This is a genomic window from Brevibacillus sp. IT-7CA2 (assembly GCF_949767855.1).
Classification (GTDB): domain Bacteria; phylum Bacillota; class Bacilli; order Brevibacillales; family Brevibacillaceae; genus Brevibacillus.
Genome location: NZ_CATKQT010000033.1, coordinates 575565 through 589794, shown reverse-complemented (window position 1 = coordinate 589794; position 14230 = coordinate 575565). Strand labels below are relative to the sequence as shown.

Genomic DNA, 14230 nt, shown 5'->3' with positions numbered 1-14230 from the left:
CCTATTCCAAAATAACCAGTTGGCCTGCCGAAAGACCTTTGCGAATCTCAACCTCCCTCTGGGTCATGATCCCAGTCTCCACGTCCACTTCCTTCTTGCTATTCCCGTCGAGCACCCGAACGTACTTCCTACCTGATAAATCATGAAGTGCTTTTCTCGGTATAAAAAGCGTCTGATCCTGCTTGTCCACAATCACTTCAATACTGACTCCTGTCCCGATCTCCAAGCCCTTTGGAGGAATTTTCGGTGTAATGAGTAGACTTCTCTGATACAGCTTCGTCAAATCCTCTGGTAAATTGGAAGGGACATGCAGGGGCGTCTGAACAACTGTCCCCTCGCCTTTTTCGCCGTCTTTGCCCGAGAGAATCACTTTCATCCCTTCCCTAACATCTTGCAGCGCCTCTTTCTCGTGAGCGGTATACACCACGAACAGCTTGTTCGGATCGCCTATCGTTACCAACTTTTGATGCGCTTCCACCTCATCTCCCACCTGCTCGTTGCTTGTAAAAAGCACGATGCCGTCAAAGGGCGAGATCAGCTTGGTCTCGTTCCAACGCTGTTTCAGGTTCTTCAGGTCCATCTCTTTTTGCTTCACGTTTAGCCTGGCACGCTCCACCACGTACTGCCGCTTCTTGGGATCCTGCAATTTCGCCAAGTCTAGCTGAGTCTTTTCCAATTCGATCTTGGCTAGCTTGGTCTCGTTTACCTTGGCGTACATCTCTGCCTTCAAAACGTCCAGCTTGGCGGATTCGACTTCGTAGTGATTATCCTGCTGGGCTTCAAGCAGCTCCAGTTTTGCCTTCTCCACTTCATACTGAGCCAACTCGATCTCCCTCTCCATTTCAGCCGCATCCAGTTCAGCAAGTACCTGTCCTTTTTTCACCTTATCGCCGCCTTGGACAGAGAACGACTTCAGCCGCAGTCCCTTCGGCTCTGGGAAAGAGAGCTCCGCCGTTTTCACGGTCGTGAAGGAGGCGTTTCCTTTCACACTATTTACTATCGTCCCTTGTAAAACTTCTGCCACCTCGTATTTGATAGGCGACGGCTCCACTAATGGCGGAGCCAGAACCTCCTCTTCCTTAGGGAATAGGGAACAGCCTGTCAACAAAAGGAAAACGCTCAAGTACGCCCATTTTATTTTGCTATTCCTTGATACGACCGTCCTCCAATTCATAGACATCGTCCGCCACCTCCATTACACCAGGATCATGTGTCGTCATGACAATGCTCATAGCACCTTCATCGACCAGTTGGCGAAACAAACGGCTAATTTGCAGACCCGTTTTACTATCCAGCTCAGCTGTCGGCTCATCCGCCAATAGTAGTGTCGGCCTGTTCGCAACAGCTCTGGCAATCGCACAGCGTTGCTGTTCTCCACCGGACATCTCAAACGGCCGATGATGCGCCCGTTTAGACAGCCCAACGATATCGAGCGATTCGCGAACACGCTCCCTCCATTCGACAGCAGGGACCCCTGACAGCCGGAGTCCAAACTCGACGTTTTCAGCGGCTGACATCAGCGGAAGCAAGCCAAACGACTGGAAAATAAAGCCCATGTTCTTTCGCCTGATCCTCGTTCGCTCATGATCCGATAGCTGGCCGATTTCTCGACCCTGAAAGTACACGCTTCCTATTGTCGGACGATCGAGACCACCCAAAAGGTTTAATAGAGTCGTTTTTCCTGATCCTGATCTGCCTTTTAGTACGAGCAATCGTCCTGATTCTACGCGTATTTTTACGCCCGCAAGCGCCCTGACGGCAGTTGCCCCTCTACCAAACGTGCGTTCCACGTTTTTTGTCTCTGCAATGAACGACAAAATGACACCCCCAAAAATATGTCTGAAAAATGCAAGTTTTGTTAATAGTAACTCAAACAAAAACTATTGTTTAGTAAAATTGGAATAAACTAATATAAACGAAAATAAATACCTCGTTTTGGCCACTATTGCCACTTACAAAAAGAAAAAGGCAAAACCCTGTGGTTCTGCCTTTTTATTCTTTCCTTTTCGATTTTACAAAGCCCCAGAAACGACATTCCCGCGGAACATCACTGCTTGACGCTTCGCACGGCGTGCAACTGCTTCTGCTGCCGAGGATGCATGAACGAACACGATATCTGCCTCTTCGCCAACATTCGGCCACAGGCGGTTGCCCTCTTTATCCAGCGGCGTCTTCCCGCCTGTAATGAAGCCGAGTGCTTGGGACAGGGAACGCTCATCCTGCATGCGGAAGCGCTCTGCCAAGCGACCTGCTTTTTCCAAGCTATCGCCTTGTCCAAATGGCGACCAGTGATCGGTAATACTGTCGTCTCCGAGAGAAACCGACACGCCTTTTTCATGCAACAATGGAATGGGAATCGTCCCTCTATTCACCGGTACAGTGGAAGTGATTGAAATGCCCAAGCCAGCGAGCATTTCAGCTACTTCGCCTGCTTCTTCCAGGCTGATGTCAGCAAGGGAGTTGGCATGGCTGATGGTAACGCGACCTTGCCACCCTGCTTCTTCGGTCATTTTAGCCAGACGCTTGAATGTAAACACACCGAGATGATCCGGGTCATGCAAGTGAACGTCGATTGGTGCATTCGCTTCGACTGCCAGCTCAAAAATCGTAGCGAGCGATTTCTCGATGTTTTGATCCACTGTCGCCGGGTCTACACCACCAACGTAGGTCGCGCCCATTTTCAAGGCTTGGCGGATGTTCTCCACTTGGTTGCTTCGCAGAAGACCTTGCTGCGGGAAGGCAACGACCTCGCACTGCAATCTGCCGCTAAAGGTTTCCAGTGCAGCCATGGTCGCTTCCAGATTCTTGAGTCCGATGTACGGATCGATATTACAATGGGAACGAATATGGGTGGAGCCTGCGGACAGCAGCAATTCCAGCATTTTTTCTGCGCGCTCTTGTGCTGTTGGCAACAGCTTCGGCATGAGCTGACTCTCTTCTTCCAGTCGACCCAAGATGTTTTTCACTGGTGTCACGGCTTTCCAAGGGCCGCCATAGTACGTTTTATCGATATGGATGTGCATATCCCTAAATGACGGCAGTGCCAACAGACCGCTGGCATCCTTCGTTGGCAGCTCAGTTTGTGGAGCAGCTCCACTCACGATCTGTGCAATTCGTCCGTCTTCTATTAATAGATGCGCCACTTCAGTATCTGTAGCAACCACCTTGTCATTTTCTTTGCGGTATCCGCTCTCCAAGCGGACGTTGGTAATCCAATAGGCTGTAGACATCTATCCATGACATCCTTTCTATTTAAAAGTAGTACTACCACTCACCCGCTACCCGGTTGCCTTGGAAAAGAATGACCTTGCGCTTCGCACGTCTCGCAACAGCTTCTGCTGAACTTGTCGCTTCGACCGCCATCAGGCTCGCCTCATCTCCAGCCAATGGCCACAGGCGATTCCCGGTTTCATCGAGGGTAATCCGCCCTTCTGTCACGAAGCCGAGTGCTACGCCTAACGATCTTTCATCCGTCAAGCGGAAGCGTTCAGCCAGTCGTCCTGCTTTTTCCAACAAGTCTCCGCTGCCAAAGGGTGTCCAATTGTCTGTCAAGCTATCGTTGCCAAGCATGACGGCAACCCCTTCTTGATGCAGCAACGGAATCGGAATGGTCGGGCGATTGATCGGCACTGTCGATGCAATGGAGATACCAAGGGAGGCGAGTTGTTGCGCCATCTCTCTGGCTTCTTCCTCCGAAACATCGCCTAATCCCATCGCGTGACTAATCGTGACACGTCCTTGCCAGCCCGCTTCTTCAGTCAGAGCAGCGAGACGCTTCATCGTAAATACTCCGAGATGCCCCGGATCATGCAAATGCATGTCAATGTCGGCATCTGCTTCGACTGCCAGCTCTAGCATCGTTTGCAAGGAACGCTCGATGTCTCCGTCTACCCCACCCGGATCGACGCCGCCTACATGAGTGGCGCCTTGACGCAGTGCCTCACGTACCATGTCACGCGCTTGTGTACGTAGCATGCCATAATGCGGGAAAGCAACGATTTCGTGGGAGACACGGTCTGCATACGTCTCAAACGCACCCTTCATTCCTTCCAAAAACCCAAGACCAACCTGTGGGTCCACATGACAATGCGTTCTTACATGCGTAACCCCTGTTTCCACCAGCAGGGAGAGAATATTTTCTGCTCCTGTCTGAGCCTGCTTGAGATACATCGGCAGCAGCCCTCTGTCCTCAGCGTGGCGTTCGAACAAGTTTTTTACGGGAGTTGTTGCCTTCCATGGGCTGCCGTAATACGTTTTTTCCAGATGAATGTGCTTCTCGGCCATAGACGGTAAGATCAGTAAACCCTTCGCGTCCTTTTTAGGCAGCCCATCCTCTAAAATTTCACTAGAAGGGACAATGCGTGTGATTTTTCCATGCTCAATGAGCAAATCGCACAGCTCTGTCCGCGTTCCACTGATCACGCCTTCTTCCCACTCATACCCGCTTTCCAATCGAGCGTTGACGATCCAATAAGGAGAAGATTTCACCGGCTTTTCACCCCTTTTAAACGTTCACTTCTTCCACTTGACCGGAAGCCAGGTTGCCTTTGAAGAATACAGCGTGTCGATCTGCACGGCGCGCGATCGCTTCTGCCGAGCAGGTCGCATCCACGAGGATCATGCTAGCGTCTTCGCCTTGTGCAGGCCACAGCTGTGTTCCGTTGGCATCCAGCGTCGTTTTGCCACCTGTGATAAAACGCAGCGATTGAGATAGGGACAGCTCGTCCAGCCAACGATTGCGTTCTGCCAGTCGCCAGAGGCGCTCCAATACATCGCCATTTCCATATGGTTGCCACGTGTCAAAAATGTTGTCGCAGCCGACCGCAACGTCTACGCCATTTTGGTGCAACAGCTGCACAGGTGGAATGACGCGACTAAATGGTACGCTGGTGATGATCGTGATGCCCGCTTCCCGCAGGATCGTCGCCATCTCCTCTGCTTCTGGCACAGGAATGTCTCCGAGCGCAAACGCATGGCTGATTGCTACGCGGCCTTGCCAGCCAGCGTCTACGGTCATTGCTGCCAGTCGCTTCATTGTGTAGGTTCCCAAATGTCCTGGGTCATGCAAATGCAAGTCCACACCTGCGTTTGCTTCTACCGCCAGCTCCATCATCTGGTGCAAGGATTCTTCTATATCGCCATCCACATTAGCTGGGTCTACGCCCCCGACATGAGTCGCACCTTGGCGTAATGCCTCACGCAAGAGTGCTTTTGCATCTGTGCGCAACAAGCCATGCTGTGGGAATGCCACAATCTCGTGAGTGACTCGATCCGCGTAGGTTGCTAATGCTGCTTTTACTGATTCCAAATTGGAGATTCCCACTTCCGGGTAAATGTCCACATGTGTACGCACGTGTGTCGAGCCATAGGACAAGAGGATCTCCAACAGATTCTCCGCACGCTCTTGTGTAGTTGTCGGCAATCCCGGCAGTGTGCGCTTTTCAATTTCGCAGCGTTCAATGATATTGGACACAGGAATGACGGCCCGCCATGGTTCTCCCTGAAGCGTTTTGTCCAAATGAACATGCTTCTCTACGAAAGATGGAAGTGCCAATAACCCTTTTGCATCCTTTTGCAAAATACCGTCTGTAAGCTTCTCTGTCGCTGGTACAATACGCGCGAATTTTCCGTCTTTTACTAAAATGTGAAACAAGGATGCCTCTGTCCCCGTGACGACACCGTTTTCCCGACGGTAGCCCGTCTCCAAACGAACATTGGTCAACCAATAGGTAACGCCCATCCATTATCCACCCTCTCTTTGTCTCTCTCCATTCCTTTCTCCCCCATTATCTAGGAAGCCGGAAGACTTGATTTGCACAATCTTTACGTCTATTTTCACTATTTTTACGACTTGTTCAAATTGCCTTTACTTCGTACATTTTTCTGATAACTTTGACGTAAGCAAAGGAGGGGTTACACCATGAAGGTTGAGATCGCACCAACCAATCAAGCTCTTCCGCCGAAAGTAGCGGCTGCACGCCCTAGCAGATGGCGGACTTTTTACAGGAAACTACGAAAAAACAAACTCGCCATGGTAGGCGGCTGTATCGTGATTTTTTACATCGCGATTGCCCTGTTGGCACCATTCATCGCTCCCTACGATCCCTATGAGATTGACTTGGTTAACAAATTGAAGCCACCATCTGCTGAACACTGGATGGGTACCGATGACAAAGGTCGGGATGTAATGAGCCGTCTTTTATACGGAACGCAGCTCTCGATGTCCGTCGGATTCGTCGCCGTCTTTATTGGTGCATTTTTCGGAATTATTCTCGGCTTATTATCTGGTTACTACGGAGGCTGGGTAGATACGGTCATCTCCCGTATCATCGATGTCCTTCTCGCCTTCCCGGGAATCCTGCTATCTCTGGCCATTGTCAGTGCCTTAGGGCCAAGTCTCTTTAACGTTATGATCGCCGTTGGTATCTTCTCGATTCCTGTATTTGCACGGATCGTCCGCGGCTCTACTTTAACCGTGAAAAAACTGGAGTACATCGATGCGATCCGCTCACTCGGTGCCAATGACTTCACGATTATCTTTAGACACATTTTTCCAAACATTTTGTCTCCTATTATTGTACAGGCAACGATGCGTCTAGCTACCGCGATTCTTTCCGCCGCTGGCCTTTCGTTCCTCGGTTTGGGAGCACAGCCTCCTCTGCCGGAATGGGGCGCCATGCTCAGTAACGGACGCGACTTCTTGTTTACCGCTCCACACCTGGCGATGTTCCCTGGTATCGCCATCGCTACTCTTGTTCTCGGCTTCAACATCTTTGGGGACGGCCTCAGGGACGCTCTCGATCCACGAATGAAAACATAGGAGGGAATGCTACATGTTTGTTTACATTATCCGTCGCCTGCTGCAGATGATTCCCGTCCTGCTCGGTGTCATTCTGGTCGTCTTTTTGATCATGCAAATGGTTCCTGGCGACCCTGCGGTATTGCTCGCTGGTGAAGGCGCTTCTGAAGAAACGATTGCGAATATGCGTACACAGCTCGGCTTGGATCAACCGATCATGGTTCAATACGCGCAATATGTGATGAACGTGTTCCAGGGTGATCTAGGTACATCACTTCGCTCCAATCTACCTGTATGGGATGAAATCATGGCGCGCTTGCCTGCTACAATCGAGCTCGCTGTTGCCAGTATTTTTGTAACAGTTGTACTCGGAATGATTGCAGGTATCATTTCTGCTACCAAGCAATACTCTGCTGCTGATATTACGATCATGGTCATTGCCTTGCTCGGTGTATCCCTGCCTAGCTTTTGGCTCGGCTTGAGCTTGATGTACGCCTTCTCAGTCAAACTGCAAATCTTCCCGGTTGCAGGCTGGGGCACATGGAAGCACATGATTTTGCCAGCGATCACACTCGGTACCGCTGGGGCTGCCATCGTTGCTCGTATGACTCGCTCCAGTATGCTCGACGTCGTACGTCAAGACTACATCCGCACTGCGAAAGCAAAAGGCTTGCGTGAAACAGTCATCATTTACAAGCATGCTTTGAAAAATGCGTTGATTCCGATTATTACCGTCGTTGGCTTGCAGTTCGGTTTCCTTTTGGGTGGTACGGTTCTCGTAGAATCTGTATTTGCTATCAACGGCTTGGGTCGTCTGATCGTCGATGCGATCCGCATGCGTGATTTGCCTGTCGTACAAGGCGGCGTACTGATTGCTTCCATTATATTCGTGTTCGTGAACCTACTCGTCGATGTATTGTATCGCTACTTTAATAAACGAATTGATCTGAACTAAGGAGGGATCACCATGCCGGAACAACAAGATATCATCCTGGACGTTCGCAATCTGCAAACGCATTTTTTCACAGACGATGGCGTCAGTAAAGCAGTGGACGGCGTTGATTTCTCTCTTAATAGAGGAGAGACACTAGGTCTGGTAGGAGAATCGGGCTGTGGAAAAAGTATCACTTCCCTCTCGATCCTGCGTTTGATTGCCAGCCCTCCGGGAAAAATTGTAGGAGGAGAAATCCTTTTCAAAGGGCAAGACCTGACGAAGAAATCCGAGTCAGACATGCGCTCGATCCGCGGCAACGAGATTTCGATGATTTTCCAAGAGCCAATGACCTCGCTTAATCCGGTTTATTCGGTTGGGGAACAAATCGCAGAGGTATTGCGTCTGCACCAAAACATGGGACGTAAAGAAGCGTGGGACAAAGCAGTCGACATGCTGCGTCTGGTCGGTATTCCTTCCCCGGAAAAACGCGCGACTCAAGAGCCGCATGAATTGTCTGGTGGTATGCGCCAACGCGTCATGATCGCGATGGCTCTCGCCTGCCGCCCGGAAATTTTGATCGCGGATGAACCGACGACAGCTTTGGATGTTACCATTCAGGCTCAGATTCTCGAGCTGATGAAAAAGCTGCAAGTCGAAATGGGCATGAGCATTATTATGATTACCCACGATCTTGGCGTTGTTGCTGAAACATGCGATCGCGTTGCAGTCATGTACGCAGGAAAAGTCGTGGAGTACACGACTGCACAAAACCTGTTCGCGAATCCACGCCATCCCTATACAGTAGGGCTGATGAACTCCCTCCCCCGTCTTGATGAGGACGTGGAAGAGCTGCAAGCGATTAAAGGGAATGTACCAAGTCCGTTCAACATGCCAGTTGGATGCCGATTCGCTCCACGTTGCCCGCATGCAACAGAACTGTGCAATACGAAGCTTCCTGAGCTCTTGGAGTATGCAGACGGAAGCAAAGTACGCTGCTGGATGTATACGTCTGAGTGGGACGGCGACACCAAGACTGCTACGGAAGTGGGGGTATGACCATGATGACGACACAAGCGAATCCAACGAAAAAACCACTGCTCGAAGTAAAAAATCTCAAGCAGCACTTCCCGATCAAAGGCGGCATTTTAGGCCGTACCGTCAACCATGTAAAAGCCGTGGATGACATTAGCTTCACGATCTATGAAGGTGAAACACTGAGTATTGTAGGCGAATCCGGTTGTGGCAAATCCACTACCGGTCGTGCCATCCTCCGTCTGGATGAACCGACGAGCGGAACGGTACTATTCGAGGGACAAGATCTGCTGGCGATGTCCAAGAAGCAAATGCGCGACATGCGCAAGCATTTGCAGGTCATTTTCCAGGACCCATTTGCTTCGCTCAACCCGCGCCAATCTGTATCCGCTATTCTCGGGGAAGCGTTGGCGATCCAAAATATCGTACCTGCGCATCAACGCCGCGAGCGCATTATCGAGCTGCTCGGCTATGTAGGTTTGCGTCCGGATCAAATTGACCGTTTCCCGCATGAGTTCAGCGGTGGACAACGCCAACGAATCGGGATTGCCCGTGCCCTCGCGATGCAACCAAAGCTGATCATTTGTGACGAAGCCGTATCGGCACTCGACGTATCCATTCAGGCGCAAGTGTTGAATCTCCTGAAATCGTTGCAAAGGCAGTTCAAGCTGACGTATTTGTTTATCTCCCATGACCTCGGCGTCGTTCGTCACATCTCGGATCGCGTCATGGTGATGTACCTCGGTAAAGTGGTAGAGATCGCGGATAAAAAGTCGCTGTTCGACAACCCGCAGCATCCTTACACACAGGCACTCTTGTCTGCGATCCCGGTGCCGGACGTTAACAAAAAGCAGGAGCGAATCATTCTGCGTGGAGATGTACCTTCTCCGATCAATCCTCCACAGGGCTGCCGCTTCCATACGCGTTGCCCGTATGCGATTGATCGCTGCAAAACAGAAATGCCCGGACTTACAAGCCTGCACGATACACATCACGTAGCCTGCCACTTGGTACAATAGAGAGATTAAAATTTTCTAAAAACGCAAGAGATCACGAAACAGCATGATATGATGATAACTGCAAAATCTATCCATACAGAAGGGATCTCATGATAAGCTTCGAAGGTTTCACATTGCTCATTCTGCTGTTTATTTTGGCTCCTATCATAGGAGCTATTGCTTTATTGTTTCTGTTCATTTTCGAGAAGCGGATTGATCTGTTAGAAAACAAGAATCTGAAGATCGAGCTGGAAAAAGAGTTGCAGCAAGCGCTTTACAATCAGTTAAATCAACAAATCCAGCCGCACTTCTTGTTTAATACGCTAAATGTCATTCTGAGTCTGGCGCGATTGAACCGAACGAAGGAACTGGTGAGAGCGCTCGAAGTCCTCTCCCAGTTTCTCAAATTCAAATATAAATCCACAGAGCCGTTGATTTCATTGGCGCGGGAGATTACGTACACGGAACAATATTTGGAGATTCAAAAGCTGCGTTTCGGCGATCGGCTCCGTATTCAGCTAGATTGTGCAGATGATCTCTTGCAAGCATCCATTCCGCCATTCGTCTTGCAGACGCTTGTGGAAAACGCATTTAAGCATGGATTGGAACGAAAAATGGGCGAAGCTATCTTAGACATCCGCATAAGCCGAAAAGATGACGATGTCCTGCTTACGGTCATCGACAACGGTTCTTCCGGACTCACAGCATTCCAGAATGAAAGTGAGATCGAAACTGAACAGCCACATGAGGAGAGCGGTCACGGGTTAGACAACATCCGCAGGCGGCTCCACCTTTGTTTTGGTGATCATGCACATCTGGAGCTTGCTCCGATATCTGAGGGAGGAACTCTTGTGTCTGTCAGGTGGCCCTGTACGTATGAACAAATCGATCTGAGGTGAGAAGATGAACGTACTACTCGTGGATGACGAACCGTTGGAGCTGGACCAACTCGAATATTTGATTCAGCCCATGTTCCCCTTGTGGAAATTCTACAAGGCCGCAGATGGCAGCAGGGCCATGGCGATCAGCCAGAAGGTTCCTCTTCATCTCGCCTTTCTGGACATTAATCTTCCGGGGAAATCCGGGCTGGTGCTTGGCGAAGAGCTGAGAGCGCAGCACAAAGACATCGAGCTCATCATTGTAACGGCTTATCAAGATTTTCATTATGCCAAGCAATCGATCCGCCTCGGTGTCGTGGATTACATCACGAAGCCCGTCATTGAGAGCGAGCTGGTCGACATTCTGAAAAAATATCAGAAGAGCCCTGCCCTCTCCGCTTACACCCGAATTATTTCTGATGCGATGAATATCATTCATCAAAAATTCGCGGAGAAGCTGAATTTGGCTGATCTTGCCGCAGAGGTCCATATCAATCCGACGTATTTGAGCCGCCGTTTTCATGAAGAAGTAGGCGTCTCATTTTCCGAGTATTTAATGCAGTACCGCATTCAAATGTCGAAGAAGTTCCTGATCGCTCATCCTGATTGGAGCATATCGACGGTTGCTGAGCGGACTGGCTTCAACAGCCAACACTATTTCAGCACCATTTTTCGCAAGGTAGTGGGGAAAACCCCGAAAGAATACCGGGACAAGGGGAATGCATCTTGACCTACTTATCGTTTCGCGAATACGTGGTAGGTGCAGCAAAGATCGGCATTGGGCTTGGGGTCGTCTCGATCCTCGCCCGCTGGGTGACCGGAAACACAATATTCGGTTCACCGGAAGCACTCGTCAAATACGGGATATTTGGCGGGATCGGCTTCGCTTTGATGGGAGCATTTGCCCTCAGTATGTTTGGACTGCTTGGACGTAAGGTCCGCTGTGAGTTGTCAGAAGGAATGACCATCGGGGATTACATGCGGGACAAGCTACATCCGTTTGGTTACTGGCTGATGATCATCATCCTTTTGATTACCACGATTGAAGCGATGTTCGTCCAGGGAATGGCTGGTGGCGTATTGCTGAACATCTTGTTTGGTTTACCGATCCCGCTCGGCTTGCTCTGCTTTTTTGGATTTTGTGTGCTGTTTGCAGGCATCGGAGGAATCCACTCGATCCATCGTTTTGCCATCGTGCAAATTGTCATTACGTTTGCGGCCATCATCCTGATTCCCGTCTACTTTTTCGTCGGAAAAGGTGTCGAGCACGTCTATAACGGACTGCGCCTTTACCATCCTTACCTTCTGGTGCTCAACAACAACGAGGGTCTTTTTTTTATCATTACCGGGCTGTTGATTGGGTTTGGTCAAGTGTTTGTCGATCAGGCATCGTGGCAGCGGCTCTATATGATGGAAGAGAAAAAGATCGTCCCTACCTTTCTGGTGTCCGGACTAATTTTTGCCACCGTTCCACTGGCGTTTTCCTCGCTGATCATCATCGTTCTTTTTACGGGCGGCTTTGATGATATTTACTCGCTGTTGTTTGATCTCGTACGCAAGATTGACACGATGATATTGCTTGTATTATTTGTCCTCTGTGCCTTTGGTGCGATCATGTCCGCTTTTGGTGCAGGTCTTCATTCCATGATCAGTCTGATGGTCAACAATGTCTATCAGCTGTTCCGCCCAGACGCTTCTGAACGGCAAAAAATCCGTTTAGGCTACATCCTTGCCATTGCCATCGGCGCGCTTTCGTATGGTTTGACGATCTACTTCCAGCCGACCTTGCTGGATTTGCTGTTCTTCTTTGGCATTATTTATGCCTCGCTGTTTTTGCCTGTCGTCGTCATCGTGTTGACGAAGGGGAAGGCACCTACTTTCATTTTGATCAGCGCAGTATTGGGATTCGTCGCAGGCTATAGCAGCCGGATGTACGTCGATCCGATGATGGCAATCTGGATTGCCTCCTTATGTACAGCTCTGGTCTTAACGGCCTACTTGTTCATGACCTGGCTATGGAAACGGTACATCCGAACGCCGGATCACACTCGCTGACCCACAGGAAGGAACGAATCCTATGCTACGCTCCTACTTGCTGCTCATTTTTTGCGTAACCGCTTGGGGCAGCAATTTCGTCTTCGGTAAAATGCTCGTCGCCGAGTTTTCTCCGCTCTTTTTGTCTGCTATGCGTCTCTTGTTTATCGTGTTGTTTCTACTCATCTGGTCCAGAGGACGTCTGAAAATGCCAAAGCTCTCTCGTACGGACTGGATCTTGCTCGCGGTACTGGGAGTTGTCGGCGTATTCATCAACCAGTGGTCCTTCTATAAAGGGCTCGTTACAGCTGATCCGACCACCTCTGCCCTGATCCTGGCGCTAACGCCGATTACAACGGCTCTCTTGGCTGCCTTGTTCTTGAAAGAATCGCTGACTGGCCGCATGGCAATCGGTTCGGTGATCGGAACATCAGGCGTTTTATTCGTCATTTATACAGGGGCAGAGCTGCATTTTGATGTCGGTATCCTCTGGATTGTATTGACGATGCTGACGTTCGCTACCTCGATCATACTCGTCAGGTTGTTAGGACATCGACTCCCTCCACTCGTGACGACACTCGTATCCAATTTGATCGGCTTCGGATCGATGCTGCCTTTTGTCCTGATCAGCATCCCTACGGCCACGGTAAGCACCAGCCTCTCATCCTGGCTTCTCTTGTTTGTTACCGCTGTCGTCATGCACGGCATTGTAAGCTTAATCTGGAACTGTCAACTACAGAAGGTGGGCGCTGCCAAAGCCGCGATGTTTGCCAATCTGGAACCATTTATTGCCATGCTTTTTGGCTTATTATTGCTGGCAAAGCCTGTAACAGCCGTACAGTTTTTCGGTGCGATTCTCATCATCGCGGGCGTGACTTTGACCACAACTTCCAAGGAGCCGCGTGAAAAGAAGAACCTCTCCTCACTTTCATCCTGAGCAAAGCAGTTCGCCGCATTTTCATACTAAAACAGTCGGAATTGTAGTTGAGAAGTACAATTTCATTGCTTTATACTAGAAGAAAGCGGGCGAGTCTGTACCGTTACATCGTGATAAGAGGAGGGACAGTCCATGTCTACCGTAAAACTATCCCAGTGGGAAACGATGCTGTTAGAGGCAGCCCGTGCCCATGGATTCGTCGATGAAGAAATCATCCACAAGCTGAGAACTGGTGACTCTGCGCCTTTTTCGGACGTGGAGGGCGGTAAGTACGATTACACCCATCTCTTTGAACTGTCCAAAAATGATCCCTCTACGCTGGAAGCTGCGATTCGCGAAGGCTACCAGATCAAGTTCACCACTTTTAACGGGATCAAATTTTTGCTGAACAAACGCTACAACATCCAGGCGGAAAGCGATTATCAAGTCGAGGAAACAGCGCTGCACCACGTTCGCTTACCAGACGATGCATTGGCGTGGATGCGCAGGACAATCTCCCATAACTGGCGAATTGTTGAACTAGAAAAGCTCGCGGACACCAAAGAAACGCTCGTCAGATTTGAACTGGCAGCATCGTAAATACGAAAGAGCACTTTCCTTTGGGGAGAGTGCTCTTTT

The 14230-nt window shown here is 50.0% G+C and carries 14 protein-coding genes; 9 read left to right on the top strand and 5 right to left on the bottom strand.

Annotated features, from left to right (window positions below; genetic code table 11):
- Position 1 precedes the first annotated feature (1 nt).
- The 5 genes from ACM6JA_RS19400 to ACM6JA_RS19380 all read right to left on the bottom strand — a co-directional run bounded on the left by ACM6JA_RS19400 (position 2) and on the right by ACM6JA_RS19380 (position 5740).
- The gene (locus ACM6JA_RS19400) at positions 2-1180 is read right to left on the bottom strand and encodes an efflux RND transporter periplasmic adaptor subunit (protein WP_414853651.1); all 1179 of its coding nucleotides are present in this window, start codon (positions 1178-1180) and stop codon (positions 2-4) included.
- On the bottom strand, positions 1143-1817 hold the full coding sequence (locus ACM6JA_RS19395) for an ABC transporter ATP-binding protein (RefSeq protein WP_414853650.1): 675 nt from the start codon (positions 1815-1817) through the stop codon (positions 1143-1145). The genes ACM6JA_RS19400 and ACM6JA_RS19395 overlap by 38 nt, the downstream gene beginning before the upstream one ends.
- Positions 1818-2012: 195 nt before the next feature.
- On the bottom strand, positions 2013-3230 hold the full coding sequence (locus ACM6JA_RS19390; RefSeq protein ID WP_414853649.1) for an amidohydrolase family protein: 1218 nt from the start codon (positions 3228-3230) through the stop codon (positions 2013-2015).
- A 34-nt stretch (positions 3231-3264) separates the two neighbouring features.
- Positions 3265-4488, bottom strand: coding sequence for an amidohydrolase (locus ACM6JA_RS19385; RefSeq protein ID WP_414853648.1), 1224 nt, complete (start codon positions 4486-4488; stop codon positions 3265-3267).
- A gap of 16 nt (positions 4489-4504) precedes the next feature.
- Positions 4505-5740: an amidohydrolase gene (locus ACM6JA_RS19380; RefSeq protein WP_414853647.1), complete on the bottom strand. Its 1236-nt coding sequence runs from the start codon at positions 5738-5740 to the stop codon at positions 4505-4507.
- A 180-nt stretch (positions 5741-5920) separates the two neighbouring features.
- Here ACM6JA_RS19380 and nikC point away from each other — a divergent pair, with 180 nt between their 5' ends.
- The 9 genes from nikC to ACM6JA_RS19335 all read left to right on the top strand — a co-directional run bounded on the left by nikC (position 5921) and on the right by ACM6JA_RS19335 (position 14191).
- Complete coding sequence (gene nikC, locus ACM6JA_RS19375; RefSeq protein WP_414853646.1) at positions 5921-6820, top strand: nickel transporter permease; 900 nt, start codon at positions 5921-5923, stop codon at positions 6818-6820.
- Between the two features lie 13 nt (positions 6821-6833).
- Positions 6834-7754: a nickel ABC transporter permease gene (gene nikB / locus ACM6JA_RS19370; RefSeq protein ID WP_007716047.1), complete on the top strand. Its 921-nt coding sequence runs from the start codon at positions 6834-6836 to the stop codon at positions 7752-7754.
- A 12-nt stretch (positions 7755-7766) separates the two neighbouring features.
- Entirely contained in the window at positions 7767-8789 is a 1023-nt protein-coding gene (locus ACM6JA_RS19365; protein WP_414853645.1) for an ABC transporter ATP-binding protein, read from the top strand.
- Between the two features lie 2 nt (positions 8790-8791).
- Positions 8792-9784 (top strand): ABC transporter ATP-binding protein, encoded by a 993-nt coding sequence (locus ACM6JA_RS19360; RefSeq protein ID WP_414853644.1) that lies wholly within the window; start codon positions 8792-8794, stop codon positions 9782-9784.
- A gap of 89 nt (positions 9785-9873) precedes the next feature.
- Positions 9874-10662, top strand: coding sequence for a sensor histidine kinase (locus tag ACM6JA_RS19355; RefSeq protein ID WP_409177877.1), 789 nt, complete (start codon positions 9874-9876; stop codon positions 10660-10662).
- A gap of 4 nt (positions 10663-10666) precedes the next feature.
- Positions 10667-11371, top strand: a complete 705-nt coding sequence (locus ACM6JA_RS19350) for a response regulator transcription factor (RefSeq protein ID WP_012685281.1) — start codon at positions 10667-10669, stop codon at positions 11369-11371.
- Positions 11368-12696: a sodium:solute symporter family transporter gene (locus tag ACM6JA_RS19345; RefSeq protein ID WP_414853643.1), complete on the top strand. Its 1329-nt coding sequence runs from the start codon at positions 11368-11370 to the stop codon at positions 12694-12696. Before ACM6JA_RS19350 ends, ACM6JA_RS19345 begins: the two co-directional genes overlap by 4 nt.
- A gap of 22 nt (positions 12697-12718) precedes the next feature.
- Complete coding sequence (locus ACM6JA_RS19340) at positions 12719-13612, top strand: DMT family transporter (RefSeq protein ID WP_414853642.1); 894 nt, start codon at positions 12719-12721, stop codon at positions 13610-13612.
- Between the two features lie 132 nt (positions 13613-13744).
- Complete coding sequence (locus ACM6JA_RS19335; protein WP_007716070.1) at positions 13745-14191, top strand: hypothetical protein; 447 nt, start codon at positions 13745-13747, stop codon at positions 14189-14191.
- The last annotated feature ends 39 nt before the right edge of the window (positions 14192-14230 follow it).